This window comes from Streptomyces sp. NPDC102437, from assembly GCF_044765565.1.
Classification (GTDB): Bacteria; Actinomycetota; Actinomycetes; order Streptomycetales; family Streptomycetaceae; genus Streptomyces.
Map to the genome: position 1 here is coordinate 76,243 of NZ_JBIWKI010000009.1, position 18,764 is coordinate 95,006.

General features: G+C 70.4%; 16 protein-coding genes and 1 pseudogene. 5 read left to right on the plus strand and 12 right to left on the minus strand.

Features of this window, described 5'->3' with window-relative positions:
* Positions 1-3: 3 nt before the first annotated feature.
* From ACIRJP_RS13885 to ACIRJP_RS13895, 3 genes are all read right to left on the minus strand, one after another.
* Positions 4-1,746: a pyruvate dehydrogenase gene (locus ACIRJP_RS13885; RefSeq protein ID WP_404172479.1), complete on the minus strand. Its 1,743-nt coding sequence runs from the start codon at positions 1,744-1,746 to the stop codon at positions 4-6.
* Between the two features lie 65 nt (positions 1,747-1,811).
* Positions 1,812-3,401, minus strand: a complete 1,590-nt coding sequence (locus ACIRJP_RS13890; protein WP_404172482.1) for a protein phosphatase 2C domain-containing protein — start codon at positions 3,399-3,401, stop codon at positions 1,812-1,814.
* Positions 3,402-3,528: 127 nt separating this feature from the next.
* Positions 3,529-7,299: a S8 family serine peptidase gene (locus ACIRJP_RS13895; RefSeq protein ID WP_404172485.1), complete on the minus strand. Its 3,771-nt coding sequence runs from the start codon at positions 7,297-7,299 to the stop codon at positions 3,529-3,531.
* A 210-nt stretch (positions 7,300-7,509) separates the two neighbouring features.
* On the opposite strand from ACIRJP_RS13895, the gene ACIRJP_RS13900 reads away from it, so the two are divergent.
* The 3 genes from ACIRJP_RS13900 to ACIRJP_RS13910 all read left to right on the plus strand — a co-directional run bounded on the left by ACIRJP_RS13900 (position 7,510) and on the right by ACIRJP_RS13910 (position 9,618).
* Positions 7,510-8,499 (plus strand): helix-turn-helix domain-containing protein, encoded by a 990-nt coding sequence (locus tag ACIRJP_RS13900; RefSeq protein ID WP_404172488.1) that lies wholly within the window; start codon positions 7,510-7,512, stop codon positions 8,497-8,499.
* A gap of 148 nt (positions 8,500-8,647) precedes the next feature.
* Complete coding sequence (locus ACIRJP_RS13905) at positions 8,648-9,130, plus strand: DUF456 domain-containing protein (RefSeq protein ID WP_404172490.1); 483 nt, start codon at positions 8,648-8,650, stop codon at positions 9,128-9,130.
* A gap of 266 nt (positions 9,131-9,396) precedes the next feature.
* Entirely contained in the window at positions 9,397-9,618 is a 222-nt protein-coding gene (locus ACIRJP_RS13910; protein ID WP_404172492.1) for a hypothetical protein, read from the plus strand.
* Between the two features lie 6 nt (positions 9,619-9,624).
* On the opposite strand, the gene ACIRJP_RS13915 is transcribed toward ACIRJP_RS13910, so the two are convergent.
* Positions 9,625-10,977: a DNA-3-methyladenine glycosylase 2 family protein gene (locus tag ACIRJP_RS13915; RefSeq protein WP_404172847.1), complete on the minus strand. Its 1,353-nt coding sequence runs from the start codon at positions 10,975-10,977 to the stop codon at positions 9,625-9,627.
* 103 nt (positions 10,978-11,080) lie between these two features.
* Positions 11,081-12,256, minus strand: a complete 1,176-nt coding sequence (gene rsgA, locus ACIRJP_RS13920) for a ribosome small subunit-dependent GTPase A (protein ID WP_404172495.1) — start codon at positions 12,254-12,256, stop codon at positions 11,081-11,083.
* Between the two features lie 375 nt (positions 12,257-12,631).
* Between rsgA and ACIRJP_RS13925 the strand changes: the two genes are divergently transcribed.
* Complete coding sequence (locus tag ACIRJP_RS13925) at positions 12,632-13,132, plus strand: DUF5949 family protein (protein ID WP_404172498.1); 501 nt, start codon at positions 12,632-12,634, stop codon at positions 13,130-13,132.
* Positions 13,133-13,285: 153 nt separating this feature from the next.
* Here the strand turns inward: ACIRJP_RS13925 and ACIRJP_RS13930 are convergent, their stop codons facing one another.
* The 6 genes from ACIRJP_RS13930 to ACIRJP_RS13955 all read right to left on the minus strand — a co-directional run bounded on the left by ACIRJP_RS13930 (position 13,286) and on the right by ACIRJP_RS13955 (position 16,354).
* On the minus strand, positions 13,286-13,696 hold the full coding sequence (locus tag ACIRJP_RS13930; RefSeq protein ID WP_404172501.1) for a rodlin: 411 nt from the start codon (positions 13,694-13,696) through the stop codon (positions 13,286-13,288).
* Positions 13,697-13,814: 118 nt separating this feature from the next.
* Complete coding sequence (locus ACIRJP_RS13935) at positions 13,815-14,015, minus strand: hypothetical protein (RefSeq protein WP_404172504.1); 201 nt, start codon at positions 14,013-14,015, stop codon at positions 13,815-13,817.
* Positions 14,016-14,280: 265 nt separating this feature from the next.
* Positions 14,281-14,691, minus strand: coding sequence for a rodlin (locus ACIRJP_RS13940; protein ID WP_404172507.1), 411 nt, complete (start codon positions 14,689-14,691; stop codon positions 14,281-14,283).
* A gap of 185 nt (positions 14,692-14,876) precedes the next feature.
* The gene (locus tag ACIRJP_RS13945) at positions 14,877-15,167 is read right to left on the minus strand and encodes a hypothetical protein (protein ID WP_404172510.1); all 291 of its coding nucleotides are present in this window, start codon (positions 15,165-15,167) and stop codon (positions 14,877-14,879) included.
* Positions 15,168-15,415: 248 nt separating this feature from the next.
* Positions 15,416-15,649, minus strand: coding sequence for a chaplin (locus ACIRJP_RS13950; protein ID WP_404172513.1), 234 nt, complete (start codon positions 15,647-15,649; stop codon positions 15,416-15,418).
* A 303-nt stretch (positions 15,650-15,952) separates the two neighbouring features.
* Complete coding sequence (locus tag ACIRJP_RS13955) at positions 15,953-16,354, minus strand: rodlin (RefSeq protein ID WP_404172516.1); 402 nt, start codon at positions 16,352-16,354, stop codon at positions 15,953-15,955.
* 528 nt (positions 16,355-16,882) lie between these two features.
* Here ACIRJP_RS13955 and ACIRJP_RS13960 point away from each other — a divergent pair.
* Positions 16,883-17,764, plus strand: a complete 882-nt coding sequence (locus ACIRJP_RS13960; protein ID WP_404172519.1) for a chaplin — start codon at positions 16,883-16,885, stop codon at positions 17,762-17,764.
* Positions 17,765-17,868: 104 nt separating this feature from the next.
* Here the strand turns inward: ACIRJP_RS13960 and ACIRJP_RS13965 are convergent.
* Positions 17,869-18,732, minus strand: a pseudogene (locus ACIRJP_RS13965) (dihydrodipicolinate synthase family protein).
* Positions 18,733-18,764 lie beyond the last annotated feature (32 nt).

The following is an 18,764-nucleotide window of genomic DNA, read 5'->3' on the forward strand; positions in this document are numbered from 1 at the left end:
GGCTCAGGGACGGGGCACGTTCCGCAGGTTGGAGCGGGCCATCTGGACCATCCGGCCCACTCCCCCGTCCAGCACGATCTTGCTCGCGGAGAGCGCGAAACCGGTCACCATCTCGGCGCTGATCTTCGGCGGGATGGAGAGGGCGTTGGGGTCGGTGACGACATCGACGAGCGCCGGGCCCTTGTGCCTGAAGGCGTCCTTGAGGGCGCCTTCAAGCTGCTTGGGCTTCTCCACCCGCACCCCGTACGCCCCGGATGCTCGGGCGATTGCTGCGAAGTCCGGGTTCTTGTTGGTCGTCCCGAACGACGGCAGGCCCGCGACCAGCATCTCCAACTCGACCATGCTCAGGGATGAGTTGTTGAACAGCACGAGCTTCACCGGCAGGTCGTACTGCACCAATGTCAGGAAGTCGCCCATCAGCATGGTGAATCCACCGTCGCCGGACATGGAGACCACCTGGCGGTTCCGGTCGGTGAACTGGGCGCCGATGGCCTGCGGGAGTGCGTTGGCCATCGAGCCGTGGCTGAACGATCCGATGACCCGGCGCTTGCCGTTGGGTGATAGATACCGTGCGGCCCATACGTTGCACATGCCGGTGTCCACGGTGAACACGGCGTCGTCGTCGGCCAGTTCGTCCAGCACCGAGGCGACGTACTCCGGATGGATCGGGACGTGCTTCTCGACCTTGCGGGTGTACGCCTTGATCACGCCCTCCAGCGCGTCGGCGTGCTTCTTCAGCATCCGGTCGAGGAACTTGCGGTCGGTCTTGGCCTTCACCTGCGGAGTCAGACAGCGCAGGGTCTCGCGGACATCTCCCCACACCGCCAGATCCAGCTTGGAACGGCGGCCCAGGTGCTCGGGACGCACATCGACCTGGACGATCTTCACATCGGTCGGGAGGAAGGCTTGGTACGGGAAGTCGGTGCCGAGCAGGATGAGGAGATCGCACTCATTGGTCGCCTCGTAGGCGGCGCCGTAGCCGAGCAGACCGCTCATCCCGACGTCGTACGGGTTGTCGTACTGAATCCACTCCTTGCCGCGCAGTGCGTGCCCGACCGGGGCTTTCACCCGTTCGGCGAACTCCATCACCTCGGCGTGGGCGCCGGCCGTTCCGCTGCCGCAGAACAATGTCACACGTTTCGCCTCGTCGACCATCCGGCGGAGCTTGTCGATCTCCTCGTCACCGGGCCGGACCGTCGGCCGCGAGGTGACCAGTGCGTGCTCGACGGACTTCTCCGGGGCGGGCTGCGATGCAATGTCACCCGGCATCGTGACGACGCTGACCCCGCCCCGGCCGATCGCGTGCTGAATGGCAGTCTGGAGCAGCCGGGGCATCTGCTGCGGATTGGAGATCATCTCGTTGTAGTGGCTGCACTCCTGGAAGAGCAGCTCCGGGTGGGTCTCCTGGAAGTAGCCGAGCCCGATCTCGCTCGACGGGATGTGCGAGGCGAGGGCGAGCACGGGGGCCATGGAACGGTGGGCGTCGTAGAGACCGTTGATGAGGTGCAGATTGCCAGGGCCGCACGATCCGGCGCAGGCCGCCAGCGAGCCCGTGATCTGGGCCTCCGCACCGGCGGCGAAAGCGGCGGTCTCCTCGTGCCGGACCTGGATCCAGTCGATGGCCCGGTTTCGGCGGATGGCGTCGACGACGGGGTTGAGGCTGTCACCGACGACGCCGTACATACGCTTGACGCCGGCCCGGACGAGGATGTCGACGAACTGCTCCGACACGTTCTGCTTGGCCATGGGTGCGTACCCTTTCCGCGCTTCGGCTTCCGGACTCCGCATCCATCAACCCATGGCCCGCGCGGTTACGCCTCCCAGACGCCCACGCCGGTACGGTCGTCGGAGTACCCCTTCACCCGGAGCTGGGTGTCCGCGAGGAACGCCACGAGCCCGGGTGCCCCTTCGGGGGCCCAGCGTCCGGCGAGTTCCTGGACGAGGGCGGGCTCGCCGCGCAGCGGTTCGGCCAGTCCGGGGCTGCACAGCAGCAGTGTGTCTCCCGGCCGGGCCACCGAGCCCCGGAAGCGGAACGGTTCTTCGGCCCCGGAGCCGGCTTCGGATCCGGAACCGTACGCTGATTCGGCCCCGGCCACGGCTCCGCACCTGGGGTCCGTGCCGAGGTCACCGGCTGCCGGGACCACCGGTTCGAGGTCCTGCCAGACGCCGTCGCGCAGCCGGAAGAGTCCACCGGCGCCGACGCCGAAGAAGATCCGGGTGCGGCAGTCGGGGTCCGCCGACAGCAGGAGGCAGCGCAGGCCCGCCGTGTACTGCTGCGGCTCCACCCCCAGCTCGGCGGCGCGGGCCCGCAACTTGCCGTACGTGCGGTCGGTGAGACGGTGCAGTCCGGACTTGAGCTCTCCGCGGCGGCCCGCCCTTATGTCCTCGGAGAGCCGGGCGTGGCTGCGGCCGACCGCTGCGCCGATCCAGCGGCAGGCGTCGGCCGCCGCCAGATGTGCCGATTCGGTGGCGTGGGCCCCGGTGGCGACGGCGACCAGGACCAGGGCGCGTTCGTCGGTGCCGAAGCGGGCGGTGAGCAGCGCGTCGCGGCGGGGCTCGCCGCGAAACCGCGCGGAGTCCCCGCGCACGGAAGCGGCGCGAAGGGTGTACGTGCCGTAGCGGGCGCCGTCGAGCACGGTGTCGGGGACGATGCCGTCCAGTTCCTGCGGGACGGTGGCGGGCAGCGCGGTGGGTTCGGCGTCGTAGGTCGGCGGCCGGTCACCCACATGGCCGATCACGGGGCGGGAGACCGGGCCGGATTCGCGTTCGGTCTCCGGTGCGGGTGCGACGGACGCGGCGGGTGCGGTCGGTGCGGCGGGTGGGCCCGGTGCGACGAGTGCAGTGGACACGACGGATGCGATGGACGCGGCAGGTGGGGCGGAAGCGGCAGGTGGGGCGGAAGCGGCCGATTCGGTGACGGATGCCTGCGAGGCGGCGGGTTTCCCGGCGACCGGCCGCCTGGGCAGCGGCGGCACCGACGGGGGAGGCGGAGCAGACGGCGGAGGCGGCGGACCCGCGGGAACCGGCGGGGCGGCGAAGGTGCGTGGCTGCGTCGGGCCGGCCGGGAGCTCCCCCGGCGCACGTACGATCACGGCGGGCGGCTCGCGCGGAGCACGCTCCCGTACCGCGCCCTCCCCCGCCGGCCGGGGCACCTCCACCGTCCCCGCCTCGGGCGGCGCCCCCGCACCCCCGTCGGGTTCCCCGTCGGTTCCGCCTACATCTGCCCCGCCGCCGTCCGGACCCACCGCTTCCGACGCCGAGTCGAAACGGTCGTCGAGGCTGTCCGGGTCGTCGAGGCTGTCGCCCGCGTCGCTCGTCCCGGTGTCCCGGGCGTTCTCGTCGTACAGCCTGCGCCACCAGTCGTCCTCGTGGGCGGCGGGCTTCTCCCCCTGCTGACTCATGCCCTTATTGTCGACCGCGGGGGCCGTACGAAAACGGGTCATCCGGAAATAGCGGCCGCGGACATGGGTCCGCCGGGCGTCCCCACCCCCCACGGGGAGGACGCCCGGCGGACCGGTCAGGTCGTGATCAGCGCACGGCGTACGCGTCGTTCACGGTCTGGATGACCAAGTTGCCGTTGGTGTCCGTCAGTTCGGTCTTCAGGGTGACGGGCTTGCCGGCCGCGCCCGCGTGGTTCACGGTCGCGGTCCACCGGCCGTCCTGCTGTGCGGTGGCCGCCTCGGTCCAGGTCTTCCCACCGTCGTAGGAGTACGAGACCTTGGCCGCGGTCAGCTTGCCGGGCGTGTAGCCGGCGTGACCGGTGACGCTCAGGCCGATCTTCTGACCGTCCTCGGCCGCGAGGGTCTTGAGCCCGTCCGTGTCCAGGTCGTAACCCGGGAAGAGCAGCGGGATGCCCTGGGAGTACGCGTTCTCGTCCCGCTTCGAACGGAACTTCCAGGTGGTCTCGGTGCTGGTGGACCGCTTCCACACGGCGGCGGGCTGACCGAACTTGGTGGTCCGCAGGGTGAGTTCGTACGCGGCGTCCTCCGCCGGGACGGTGAACACCCCGGACGGCCAGCCGGTCTCGCCGATCACCTTGCCACCGCTGCTCAGGCTCATGTTGCCGACGTCGCCGAAGGAGCCCTGGAGACCGGCGTGCTCGCTGTCGCTCCAGAAGCCCGGGGCGACACCGATCAGGTTGTCCTGGCGCTCGGCGGCGAGCTGGAGCTTGCCCGCGGCGTCGCGCGGGGCGGCGGGGGCGGGGATGCCCCGGTACCAGTTCTCCGTGCGCTTCGAGCCGGCCGTGTAGGTGCGCGGCTGGTCGACCATCATCTCGCCCCAGGGGAAGCTGGAGGAGATGTACCGGACCCACGCGGTGTCGCCCGCCGAGTAGTACTCGGTTCGCTTGCTGGGGGCGGCCACGTAGTCGGTCCCGCCGGAGAACGCACCGCCGTACGGCCGGTTGATGATCATCATGTCTGCGTAGTCCGCCGCGAGGCCCATCGCCTCGTAGTTGGCGGTGACCTTGCCGAGCTTGGTGTCGCGGACCTTGTAGGTGCGGTCCGAGGTGACCGGGCCGGTCTCGGGGAAGGCCAGGTTGTAGACGAACGGGCTGACCGCGGTGGCCTTCCAGCTCAGCTCGACCGGACCGTCGGCCAGGGCGGTCTTCAGCGCGTCGGCCTCGTCGGCCTCGATGCCGAGTGCCGGCAGCGTCGACGCGGCGTAGCCGACGGACGGCTGCCAGGGTCCTGCGGAGGGGCGGTGGGTGATGATGGCCTTGGCGCCGGCTGCCTTGGCGTCGCGCACCTGGGTGTACACGTTGTTGTTGCCGTCACCGACCTGGACAAGGGCGATCTTTCCGGCGACGTCCGCCGCCTTCAGCTCGGCGGGGGTACCGGTGCCGGCGTCGACGAGGGCGGCCTTGCCGGTGCCGTCGAGGTTGACGGAGCCGGTGCTCGCCGTCCTCGGGTGCAGTTCGATGCCGCCGACGACCGACAGCTTCTCGATCTGCGGGGCGTACGCCCGCCAGAAGCTGGCGAACTCGAAGTCGCCGTCAGTGGCCTTGCCCTGCACGTCGGCCAGGTAGTTCTTGACCGCGGAGCCACCGGAGATGGAGCCCGCGTGCAGCCAGACATCGTCCCAGGTGCGGCCGAATGCGAGCGTGGTGGAGCGGCTCTCGGAGGCGCGGTCCTCGGTCTTCACCTGGATCCGGTGCGCCTTGCGGGCGTCCAGGACCAGGGTCGTGTCCTTGGTGACGTTCACCTGGGGCCGCGCGAGGTAGGCGACGGACTCGTCGGCGTTGCCGGTGGCGTCCTTCGGGTCGGCCGTGGTGACGAAGCCGGACACGAAGTACGCCCCGGGGCGCACCTGGTAGACCTGGTCGGTGGAGCCGTCGTTGAAGCGGCGCTCGCCACTGGAGTCGTCGGTGCCGATCACGTCGAGCGAGGAGAAGCCGCCGGCGGGCTTGCCGGCGCCGTCGACGAGCTTGACCCGCAGCGTGACGGTCTCGGCCCCTACGTACAGCGAGAACGGGGTGGAGACCTTGGCGCCGCCGGGGCCGGTGGCCAGCACACGTCCGGTGACGTCACCGTACTGCGCGGCCTTCAGCTTGGCCGTCGGGTCGATCTGCAGCGGGACCTTGACGGTGGCTCCGGCCGGGACGGTGACGGTGTTCGCGTCGAGCTTCGCGACGGAGGAACGGACGGCCGAGCCGTCGTTGCCGGTGACGCCCTGCACGCTCAGCGACAGCTTCACCGGCTTGGTGCCGGAGTTGGTGTACGGGACGTCGACCGTGGTGCGGTCGGTCCGGTCCTGCGGCCAGTTGTAGGTGCCGCCCTGGATGGCGGGGGCGCCGACGACGGTGGTGTCGATGGCGGCCTTGACGTCGAGGCGGCCGCCGCCGGTCTCGCGTACGTCGCCGGGGATGTCGCTCTTCGCGGACGAGACGAGCGCCGCCTTGATCTGCTGGGCGGTCCAGTCCGGGTGACGCTGCTTCACGATGGCTGCGGCGCCCGCGACATGCGGGGTGGCCATCGACGTACCGGACATCGACCGGTACGCGCAGATGCCCCGGCCACCTGCCGCGGCGGCCGAGATGGCGACGCCGGGGGCGGTGATCTCGGGCTTGAGGGTGTGCGATCCGATGGCCGGGCCGCGGCTGGAGAACTGGGCCGTTGTGTCGTCGCGGTCGACGGCGCCGACGGTCAGCACACTCGGGGCGCAGCCGGGCGAGGAGACGGTGTTGAACGTCGGGCCCGAGTTGCCGGCCGCGATCACGAACAAGGTGCCCTTGCTCTGCGCGAGTTCCTCGGCGGCGACGCTCATCGGGTCGGTGCAGTCCGTCGGTTCCGGGCTGCCGAGGCTCATGGAGACGACGTCGGCCTTCTGGTCGACCGCCCACTGCATGCCGGCGATGATCCAGGACTCGGCGCCGGAGCCGCTGTCGTTGAGGACCTTGCCCGCGAGCAGATCGGCGCCGGGGGCGACGCCCTTCTTCTTGCCGCCGCTGGCCGCGCCGGAGCCGCCGACGGTGGAGATGGTGTGGGTGCCGTGGCCCTGGCGGTCGTCGGTCGAGTCGGAGTCGGTGAAGTTCTCCGAGGCGGCGACCCGGCCCTTGAGGTCGGGGTGTTCGGCGTCGACACCGGTGTCGAGGACGGCGACCTTGGTTCCCTTGCCGTCGTATCCGGCGGCCCAGGCGAGGTCGGCACCGACCTGCTCTGTCGACTTGTCGAGGGTGGCCTGAACCTTGCGGTCGAGCCAGAGCTTCTTCATGCCGGAGGCCGAGAAGGAACGGGCGCCACGGGTGACGTCCGACCAGAAGTCGGCGGCCTTCTCCTTCTCCGCCTTGAGGGCGAGACCGCCGATGGCATCGAGCGCGAGTCCGCGCTTGGCGCCGCGCGGGGTGGCGAAGGTGGAGCGGGCCTGGCCCTCGCCGTAAACGGCGATCAGCGGCAGCGACTTGGTGTGGGCGTCGTCGTAACCCTGCCGGATGAGGCCGGTGACGTTGAAGAGCTCCTCGTCGACCTTGCCCGCGGCGAGCGCGGCGGCGGCGCTCTCGGGGTAGACGTAGAGGTCCTTGCCGGACTGCCTGGTCTGCACCAGGGGGACGGTGCCGTCCTCGCGGGGCAGCGCGGTCGCCGAGTCGGCCCCCGAACTGTCCTTGCTCACCAGGACCTTGTCACCGGTGACCAGAGTCACGGTGACCGACTTGTCCTTCGTGGTTTCGGCGGCCGAACTGCCGGTCAGTGCTCTCTTCCCTGTCGCATCGTCCTGCGGCGCTGCCGCGGACGGTGCGATCGCGGTGACGGCCAGGACGGCGGCGGTGGCCGCGCCCAGCGCCGTACGCGATATCGGACGCATCGCTCTCCCCAAGTGAATCCGGAACCAATCAGCGCAAACCGCAGTCTTCCGGAGGTTGTTGGTACTTCGGTGGCGCCACATTGGCAGAGCGCCGGGCGATAAAGGGATGATGTCCACGGCGGGTTTACGCCGTGGCCGCTTTCCGCCATGGACGGACGCCCGACGACAGCGACATCGTGCGGAATCAACGCGTCCGGGAGGGGTCCGGAGATGCTGGGAGCCATAGGGCTCGACGAGATACAGGAGTCGACGTACCGCGCGCTCGTGGCGGTGGGGGCCGCGGAGGTCTCCGATCTCGCGCACCGGCTGGGCGTTCCCGAGTCGGACACCGAGCGGGCGCTGCGCAGGCTGGAGCAGCACGGTCTGGCCGCGCAGTCCTCGGCCCGCACGGGCCGTTGGGTGGCGGCTCCGCCGGGCGTGGCGCTGGGGGCGCTGCTCACCCAGCAGCGCCATGAGCTGGAGCAGGCGGAGCTGGCGGCGGTGCTGCTCGCCGAGGAGTACCGGGCGGATGCCGACGAGCCGGCCGTGCACGATCTGGTCGAGGTGGTCACGGGGGCGAGCGCGGTGTCGCACCGCTTCCACCAGTTGCAGCTCGGCGCGACGAGCGAGGTGTGCGCCCTGGTCACCGGGAAGCCGATCGCCGTCAGCGGGATGGAGAACGAGGCCGAGGAGCAGGTCGCGACGCGCGGAGTGTCCTACCGGGTGGTGATCGAGCGGGAGACGCTCTCGATGCCGTTCGGGATTCTGGAGCTGTCGACGGCGCTGAGCCGGAACGAGCAGTGCCGGGTCATCGACCGGGTGCCGACCAAGCTGGTCGTCGCGGACGGCGCCCTGGCGATGGTGCCGCTGACCGGGCGCGGCGCCGAGCCTGCCGCCCTGGTGGTCCATGCCTCCGGGCTCCTGGAGTCGCTGATGGGCCTCTTCGAGGCGGTGTGGCGCGAGGCGATGCCGCTCAGGCTGGGCGAGGGCAACCGGCTCCAGGAGGAAGACACCGGCCCCGATCCCACGGACCTGGAGATCCTGTCGCTGCTGCTGGCCGGGCTGACGGACGCAAGCGTGGCGAAACAGCTGGAGCTGGGGCTGCGGACCGTACAGAGAAGAGTGAAGGGGCTGATGGAACTGACCGGCGTCTCCACCCGGCTCCAGCTGGGCTGGCATGCGTACGAGCGGGGCTGGGTGGCCCGCACGCCCCGGTTCTGACCCGCACCCCCGGTTACGGAAGAGGCCCGCCACGGAGCGGCCGCGACAACACACCGCTACGGCTCCGATACGCCCTGAGCTGCGCCGACGCCTCCGCCCCCGGGTGCGCTGACGGGCGGGCCCGGCCGGACTCCGGCAGGCTGGTCAGATGAGCGTGTGGCAACTCGTCGCCGTCGGCCTCGTCATACTCCTCGGCCTGCTGGGTGTGCTGGTGCCGGGGGTCCCCGGGCAGGCGATCGTCTGGGCCGCCGTGCTGTGGTGGGCGCTGACCGACATGACGCCGGTCGCCTGGGGCGTACTCATCGGCGCGACGGCGCTGCTGCTGCTGAACCAGGCGCTGAAGCCACTGCTGCCGCCGCGCCGCCCGCGCGAGACGGGCGCGCCGCGCAAGACCCTGATGCTCGGCGGGATCGGTGCGATCGTGGGCTTCTTCGTGGTGCCGGTGATCGGTGCGATCCCCGGATACGTGGGAACCATCTACGGGGCGGAGAGGCTGCGGCTGGGCAGCCACGGGGCGGGGTGGGCATCGGCGCGCTCGGTTATGCGGGCGACCGGCTATTCGGTACTCGTCGAGCTCTTCGCGTGCCTGGTGGTGGCGGGCGCCTGGCTCGGCGCGGTGATCTGGGGCTGATGCACACCCCACCCTTGCGACATCCTGCCAGGCGAACACCAGTACAAGGAGTCCGGCCCGGTCATCGAGACCCCGCTCTCGGCGGCCCAGTCCCTGCACGACATGGTCTGCCAGGTCCTGGGGCGGCACGACCAGGGTCTTCCCGGCACTACCCGCCGCCTGGCGGGAACTGACCGTGCACAACTTCCGGACCCAGGGGGCGTTCCTGCTCAGTGCGGTACGCGAGGAGGGCCGGACCCGGTGGGTACGGCTGACCAGCGAGGCCGGTGCCTCCCTGCGTCGTACGCCATGGCATCGACGGCCCGGTGGAGATCCGCGACCGGCACGGACGGCAGCTGGACCACGAGACGACGGCCGACGGCACGGTACGCATCCGCCTCGGCAAGGGCGAATCGTCCCTGATCACAGCGCGGGGCGACCGACCGGACCTGTCCATGCGCCCGGTGACACCGAACGCCCCCGCACCGCGCTGGGGCCTGCCTGCGTAGGCCCGCTCACAACAGCCCCAGGTGTCGGACCCCGTACGAACGCCAGGGCCGCCACCGGTCCGTCTCGGGCCGCCCGTCCGGATCCACGTCCGGGTCACCGAGCGCACGCATCCTGATCAGCGCCGCGGCTGCCGGGCCGGTCCCCGGCAGCCGCAGCAGCGCCTGCCCGGCCTCGTCGCGGTCGGCCCCGGCATCGAGCCGTACGTCCCCGTCGGCGAGCGCGGCCGCCAGCGCCCGCAGCCCCGGATCGCCCGTCGCACCGGCCAGCACTCCCGGCTCGGGGAACACGTGCGTCAGCCCGCCGCAGGGCACGTCCAGCACCTTCCCGTACAGCTCCACCAGCCGCTCCGCCTCTTCCCGCCCCACCAGCGTCCGTACCGCGAACTCCTCCGGGTCCGCGGCGCCCGGCGAACGCAGCCCGGGGCGGGCGGCGACGCCCGCAGCGAGGAGCGGGTCGGCGCCGAGCAGCTCGTCCACGGCGTACGGATCGGCGTCCAGGTCGAAGAGCCGCCGCAGCCGCTGGACGGCCGTCGTCAGGTCCCGCAGGTCCGTGAGGTGGATCCGGGCGTCCAGCCAGGCCCCGGCGGACCGCTCGTCGACGGCCACGATGCCCGTGCCGTACGGAAGCCGCAGGGTACGCCGGTAGACACGGGCACCGGCCGCACCGCTGACCTCCTCGATCCGGGCGACCGCCTCACCTGCCAGAAGGTCGAAGACCTCACGGGCGGCGTACGGCCCCCGGTGGGCGAGCCGCAGCGGGATCCCGGCGGTGCGCGCCTCCCGGACCGCCGCTCCCAGCCCCGTCCCGGCCTCGGCCCGCAACGCGCTCGGCGTACGGGCGTAGATCTGCCGGATCGTGTCGTTGAACTGGCGCACGCTGGCGAAGCCCGACGCGAAGGCGATCTCCGTCACGGGCAGCCCGGTCGTCTGGAGCAGCAGCCGTGCCGTGTGGGCCCGCTGGGCTCGGGCGAGCGCCACGGGCCCGGCGCCCAGCTCTGCGTTGAGCTGCCGCTGCACCTGGCGTGAGCTGTAGCCGAGCCGGTGGGCGAGACCGGGCACGCCCTCCCGGTCGACCACACCGTCGCCGATCATCCGCATGGCGCGGCCCACGACATCGGCCCGCACGTTCCATTCCGCCGAGCCCGGCACGGCGTCCGGGCGGCACCGCCGGCAGGCCCGGAAGCCGTGGCCCTGCGCGGCGGCCGCGGTCGGGTAGAAGCGGACGTTCTTCCGCTTGGGCGTGACGGCTGGGCAGCTCGGCCGGCAGTAGATCCCGGTCGTTTCGACGGCGAAGAAGAACTCCCCGTCGAAACGGGCGTCGCGGCTGCTCACCGCCTCGTACCTGGTCCGTTCGTCCATCACACCGTCCAGTGTGCGGCACCCACCGGCACCGGACTGGCGGGTTTCGGACGTGGACCCAGCGGTCTGCGGCCATGGACGCCCCCGGACCGGGGACCGCCGCCTACCGCACCCGGCCCCGCTTCACCTCCATGGCGAACCGGCCCTCGGCGCCCTTGCGCTTCCAGTCGCGCAGCATCTCCGAGCGCATCCGGGCATCGGTCTTGGCCGCGATGCGCTGGTTCTCACGGATCAGCTTGCGGAAGCTGTCGAGGCGCCGTTCGTGCAGCGAACCGTCCTCGATCGCGGCGAGCACCGCGCAGCCGGGCTCCGACTCATGGGCGCAGTCGTGGAACCGGCACCGCTCGGCCAGCTCCTCGATCTCGGAGAAGACCTGGCCGACACCGGCCTCCGCGTCCCAGAGCCCGACCCCGCGCAGCCCGGGGGTGTCGATCAGCACGCCGCCGGAGGGCAACAGCAGCAGATTGCGGGTGGTGGTGGTGTGCCGGCCCTTGCCGTCGACGTCCCGCGCGGCCTGCACCTCCATCACGTCGTGACCCAGGAGGGTGTTGGCCAGGGTCGACTTGCCCGCACCGGAGGCGCCGAGCAGCACGCTGGTACCGCCCGAGACGATGGCGGAGAAGACATCGATGCCCTCCCCCGTGGTGGAGCTGACGGTCAGCACCTGTACCCCGGGCGCGACGCCCTCGATGTCCTGGACGAGGTACGACAGAGTGGTGGCGTCCGGTACGAGATCGGCCTTGGTCAGCACCACGATCGGCTCGGCCGCACCGTTCCCGGCCGGCCCCCCGCCCCCCAGCAGCGCGTCACCGCCGGAGCTGGACATGGCAAGGGCGAGGAAGCGCTCCACCCGCCCCAGGTCGAAGTCGACCGCGAGCGAGAGGCAGATGACGATGTGGTCCACATTGGTGGCGAGCACCTGGCCCTCGGAGCGCTGCGAGGACGTGGAGCGGACGAAGGCGGTACGCCGCGGCAGCAGCGTCCGTACGAACTGTGGGTCGCCGTCGGGGTCGACCGCGACCCAGTCACCGGTGCAGACGATCCGCATCGGATCGCGCGGGACGACGAAGGCGGTGTCGGCACGGAGCGTGCCCTCGGGGGTGACGACATCGCACTGACCGCGGTCCACCCGCACCACGCGCCCGGGCAGCAGACCCTGTTCGGCGTACGGTGCGAATTCGGCCGCCCACGCGTCGTCCCAGCCGTACGGGGACAGCGGGTGCGGGGTGGACGAGCCCTGAAGAGAGGAGACGGAAGAGGGGAAGGACGGGAAAGACAAGGGAAACCCTTCAAAGGGTGGCCCCGGCAACGCGCACACGGGCGCGGGGAGTTGCGGAGTAGGTCAGCCGGCGACCACGGGGGTGGGAACGATGCTCTTCGAGTTGTGGGCAGCACCCATCGCAGCGACAGTCATCACAGTCCTCACCTCCTGGTTCAAGCACGGGACCGACCGCGGTAGTTGATCTCCGCCGTCCGGAACAGTGAACACCTTAGCCCGCACGCATCGGCCGGCTCAACACATTTGAACGAGGCCCAGTGCGTCCGCCGGACGGAGAGGGATCCGGACCGCTTTCACCGACCTCATCCCTCGATATCCCTCAATCAGGTGATACACATGCACAACGACCGGTCCGAGGCCGTTATCGTGCCGAGCATGACCTCACCCCAGTCCGCCACCAGCACGTTCACACAAGCCCAGTTGGGCACGATCACGCTGATCGGGTGGAGCGGCGAACATCCCGCCGACGGCCACGATGTCGCCTTCCTGCTCGTCTACTCGCTGGGCGACGGCTCGGAGGGCCGCGCCGACGGCGAGACCGCCATGCGCACGGCCCTGGAGCGCTGCGGACTGACGGTGGGCAGCGGTCCGGTGTACGCCGCCGAGAACCCGGGCCTCCCCGTGAAGCTGCTCGTCCAGGCAGGTCAGGCGGTCCTCACGCTGCCCCACTTCACGGCGCAGTACCCCGCACCGCCCGAGTGGCTGGCCGCGGCCGACCACCGGGGCGAGGTGCACACCATGTTCGCCACCCGCCCATGGCCCCAGGGCGCACCGGGCCGGCCGGTGAGCGAGGAGCTGCTGCGGTCCTTCGCAGCCGCCCCGGAGATCATCACGACCTCCGCCCACTGCGTCGTCCCCGTCCGCAGCCTGGGCTGACCCGCCCCCGGAACGCCGGATGCCCACCGCCCCCGTGGTGCGGTGGGCATCCTTTTGCGTGGAGCCCTGGGGCTGTGCGCCCCGGATCCTGCTGTGCACCGCGGTGCGGGCCGCCGCGGGGTGAGATCCCCGGCAGCCCGCGCCTCGGGTGCGTCAGTCGTTGGCGATCCCATTGCCCGAGAGCACCGGGATGTCGTCGACCAGGTGCGACAGCGGCTCGTCGCCCTTGGCCTGGGTGGAGTTCTCGGCGCACTGCTGGTTCTGCGGCGAGGCCAGCACGTTGACGTCCTGGACCGCGACCGGCACCAGCACGCCGACGAGCGAACCGGCGTCGGCCTTCAGCGGCAGACCGACGCAGGCCTTGTTCAGCGTGCCCTGGACGAGCTGGAACTGCGGGCTGCCGTCGCCCATGGTCACGCTGTTGCCGAAATCGCTCACGGTGCCGTTGCCGTTGACCGACGTGGTGCCCTCGTCATTGCCGATCGCCATGGCCGCGGGGGCCGCGGCGGCGGAAAGGCCGACCAGGGACACGGCCACTGCTGCGCCGGCCATCATCTTCTTCATCACGCTTCACCTTTCGGAGCGTCCCGTTGTGGAACGTACTGATCAACCCGCTACGGAAGCGCCGGTTCCGCAGTGCCACTCAAACGGGTTCGATCCGGCATGAGTTCGACGCTCGTGGTTACCCGTCGACGGCCTCGCCCGAGGTGCGGGCCGCGGGAACCCTGCTGCCCGCGTGACCCCGGTCGGGCCCTGTCGGGGGCGCGGGCTCCGGATTGCCGTGGGCCGCCTGCCACTCGGCGAGCAGCCGGTCGTAGATGGGCGTGCCGTCCTGTGCGTGCCGCTCCCGGCCGCAGGGGCGTTGACTGTCGTACTGGTCCATGTGTGGCCCTTACCCGGTGCGGCGGGTGAGGGCTGCCCGCACTACGGCAACCGGCCCAGTCCACCCGCCCCTTCGAGGGTCCGCCGCGTCCCGGACGCACGAGTGGGGCCGGCACATCCAGGCGGCCGGGGAACGGCTGCGGCGTGGATGTGACGGCCCCACAAGGTGTTTCAGCTACTGCGTGCAGGCGGGCTCGAAGCTGACCGCGGCACGCTCCCCTGCCGTTCCATGGAGTTCAGCGAGGAGCGCCCGGAGCGGTACGGCCTCAGTTGTTGCCGGTACCGTTGCCGGCGAGGATCGGGATGTCGTCCAGGATGTGCGAGAGGGCCTCGTCACCCTTGGCCTGGGTGGAGTTCTCCGCGCACTGCTGGTTCTGCGGCGAGGCCAGGACGTTGATGTCCTGGACCGAGACGGGGACGACCCCGGCGACCGAACCGACGTTGGCCTTGGCCGGCAGCGCGATGCAGGGCTTGTTGAGCGAGCCCTGGATGAGCGCGAACTGCGGGCTCATGTCGCCGTGGGTGGCGGAGTTGCCGAACGACTGAATAGCGTCGTTGCCGTTGACCGACGTCGTGCCGGTGTCGTTGCCGATGGCCATGGCCTGGGGGGCGATCGCGGCGGAGACGCCGACGATCGAAGCAGCGACTGCTGCCGAGGCCATAATCTTCTTGATCACTGAATAGCCCTTCTGAGGTTCTCTGTTGCCCGCCTGTCCGGAGCGAACTGATCAACTCGCGACGGCGGGGATAGTTGTGCCGATTCACTCGAACGGTGCTTCTACGTCCGGTTGTTCGTCGAATTCACCGCACCGGAGGAACACGAAAGGCCGGGGCCGGCCGGGAACCACTGTGGCGCGACTGGTCAGCCGCCGACCGGCAGACCGCCGATGAGCGGGGCCGCGCCCTCGGCCGCACCGGTCGCCTGGTCGGCCAGCTTGGTGACGGTGCCGTTCTCCTGCACCGATTCCGCGGCACCGCCGACCGTGTCGACGATCGGGTCGGCAGCCTGTGGCGCGCTCTCCACCACCTGGTTGATGCCTCCGTTGAGGCTGACGTCGGGGGCCGTGGCGTTGGTGACGGCGAAGGCGGGAGCAGCCGTTCCGAGCGCAACCACGGAACCGGCAACGAACGCAGCAGTCTTCGCGTACTTCACTTTCGGGTTCCCTTCTGCAGCGGCATCTGTTCGGTCGCGCACCCGCGCCGCACGAGCCTTCTTTAGCCGTGCCTTCTGCCGCTTTCGCCCTGGGTAACGATGCGGTTGCGACACGGCAACTGGACGGAGTCGCCTTTTCTGCGGGACCACCCGATCGAATGGGGCGGAGAATGCCGGAAGGCCCCGGATCGCATCGAATGCGTTCCGGGGCCTTCCGGTCACGAGCGTTCAGCCCGTCCGACCAGGGATCAGACGGTGCCGCAGTTGTTGCCGAAGGCGGGGGTGACCGCACCGATCACGTTCAGGGTGTCACCGCACGCGTTGATCGGGACGTGAACCGGGAGCTGGATGGAATTACCGGACGCCACGCCCGGGGAGAGGGCGGCGCCGCCCTCGGCGCCCGAGTCGGCGAAAGCGGGGGCGGCGGCACCCATCGCCATCAGGGTTCCGGCGGCGATGGCGGCAACCTTGGTGTACTTCACTTTTGTTCCCTTTCTTCGACGGAGTCCGAAGCAGCAACGTCTTTCGTGCCGCACGAGCATGATTCTGATCACTCGTAACTCCGCCGCTGCAATTCATAACGATTTAAGACCGTGGGAGAAACTCTTCATCCAGAAGATTCTCGGAAAGTCGCCCGAATGACGCAACAGCGATCGCTCGATATCACCTACGAGCTCCTCCGGCAATCCGAAGCACCCATTTCGGGGAATGACAGCAACAGACCCGGGCCGCGCGGAGGAGGAACGCCGGCGGCCCGGGCCTGCTGCGGCTGGTTCAGCTACGGATCAGCTGTTGCCGGCACCGTTGCCGGAGAACACCGGGATGCTGTCCAGGATGTGCGAGAGCGGCTCGTCACCCTTGGCCTGGGTGGAGTTCTCGGTGCACTGCTGGTTCTGCGGCGAGGACAGTACGTTGACGTCCTGGACCGCGACCGGGACGAGGCCGACGAGGGAGCCGGCGTTGACCTTGGCCGGCAGGCCGACGCAGGGCTTGTTCAGGCTGCCCTGAACCAGGCCGAACTGCGGACTGAGGTCACCGTGGGTCTCGGCGTTGCCGAACGACTGCGAGGCTCCGTTGCCGTTGACCGAGGTCGTACCGCCGCCGTCTCCGATGGCCATGGCCTGCGTCGCGCCCAGACCGAGGATGGAGGCGGCAACGGCACCCGTAGCCAGAACCTTCTTGATCACGATTAACCCTTCTCGTACTGGATGCCCCGTACCGGAGCCCCCTGCCCAACTCACCACCGGGCGTTTGGTTCTCTCCATTCACCCGAATGCCCGGGAGTGCGTACGGCAGTACGAAATGGCACTTCGAGGCGCCCGGACGGAAGCGGTCCGACCGATAGCCTCGCGGCCCTCAACAGCACTTTCCTGCCCGATCGGCCGAAATCCCCTGCACGCCCGCCGGGCCCGGCCCAGCCCACACGAGTACTCCATTCGTGTGATCACAAAATTTCCACGCGTTGTCGAGTTTCCTCGACGAACCCTCCTCGTTATGAGTGACAGATGCGAGCAGGTTCGGGCGCTTGATCGGCAGAAGCGCGGGTCCCTCACTTGAAGCACATGCCTTCATGGGTCTCCGCGCTTTCCCTAACCGCCGCTTGCCGAGTCACGCACGGGCACTGCCGGATTGGCCTCCCGGCGGTCTCCGCACCGGCCTGATGAAGGAACTGCGAGCGTTGTGCTCGCACGGAATGTCCTAAGAAGGGGCAGTCAATGCGAAAAGCCTTGAGTAAGAGCGTGCTGGTGATGGCGGCGGCGTCAGGGATCCTGACCGCCGCCGGTGGATACGCGTTCGCGGATGCCTCCGCCGACGGCGCGACCGTCGGTTCGCCCGGCGTCGGCTCGGGCAACAACGTGCAGGTGCCGGTACATGTGCCGGTCAACGTGTGCGGCAATACGGTGAATGTGATCGGCCTGCTGAACCCCGCATTCGGCAACAAGTGCGGGAACGGGGGCGGTTCCGGCGCCGGTGCCGGGGGCCGGGGCGCGAGCGCCGAGGGCGGCGCGGTCGGCTCCCCCGGGGTGCTGTCCGGCAACAACATCCAGGCTCCGGTGGACGTGCCGGTCAATGCCTGCGGCAACTCCGTGAATGTCGTCGGTGCGCTGAACCCGGCTGCCGGGAACACCTGCGCGAACGTGGACGGGCCGGCCGTCGAGCCTCCCGTGGTCGAGCCTCCCGTGGTCGAACCGCCAGTGGTCGAACCGCCAGTGGTCGAACCGCCAGTGGTCGAACCGCCCGTGATCGAACCGCCAGTGGTCGAACCGCCCGTGATCGAACCGCCAGTGGTCGAACCGCCCGTGATCGAACCGCCAGTGGTCGAGCCTCCGGTGGTCACACCGCCGGTCACGCCCCCGGTCACACCCCCGGTGGTCACACCCCCCGTGACGCCCCCGGTGGTCACGCCTCCCGTGGCCACGCCCCCGGTCACGCCTCGCAGCGGTGAACCGCGGACCAGTATCGAGCCGAAGGGCCCCGTCGGCCAGCTGGCGCACACCGGGGCCGATGCCAACCTGGGCATGGCCGGCGGGGCCGCCGCGGCCATGGTGCTCGGTGGAACCCTGCTCGTCCGCCGTACCCGCGCCTCGAAGAGCTGACCTGCACCGTCGGTAGCCGGTCGTCGATCGACCGGCCGAAAGCCGCGGTCCGTCGCCGCAGCCGGGGCTGTGGCGACGGACCGCTCTCCTGTTCCGGGCGGGGCTCAGACCCTGCTGAGCCCCGCCCGGTCCAGGCAGGCCGCGACCTCGGCGGTCTCGGCCGCGTCCAGGCGGCGCATCGGCGCGCTCATCGCGTTCGTCCCGATGATCCCGCGCAGCATGAGTGCCATCTCGAAGGCGCCGAGGCCCGCGGCGGTGGGGGACGCCGTGCCGGGACGGGCCACGCGGACGATGTCGAAGAGCGCCACGAGGCGGTCCTGTTCGGCCCTGGCTGCGGCCCAGTCGCCCCGTACCGCGGCCTCGTGCAGCCGTACGTAGCCGTGCGGGTCCACATTGCCGAGCCCGGGGACCGAGCCGTCGCGCCCGCCAGCATCAGCGCGTCGACCACCACTTCATGCCCGGTGAGCACGGAGAACTCCGGGAATTCACGGGCTCCGACGGCCAGTCGGCGGAACGAGCCGTCGTCGCCGCTGGAGTCCCTTCACACCGGCCAGCACGCCGTCCGCGGCGAGCGTCAGCAGCAGCTCCGGGTCGAGCTTGCTGTGTACGCAGACCGGTACGTCGTACGCCAGGACCGGCAGGTCGAGGGCGGCGGCGATGTCGCGGAAGTGGCGGTCGATCTCGGTGGGGTGCGTGCGCGTGTAGAAGGGGGCGGTGACGACGACGGCGTCGGCGTCGAGCCCTTCGGCGACGCGGGCCCGCTCGACCGCCCGGTCGGTGGTGGTCTCGATCGCTCCGACGAGTACCGGGACCTGGCCGGCGCAGGCAGACGTGATGACCTCGATGACCTCGTCCTGCCGGCCGGGCGTCAGATAGGCGGTTTCGCCGGAGCTGCCGAGGGCGAACAGGCCGCTGACGCCGCCGTCGAGCAGATGCCCCACGACCCGCTCCAGGGAGGGGCGGTCGATCTCGCCGTCCTCGGTGAGCGGGGTGACGACGG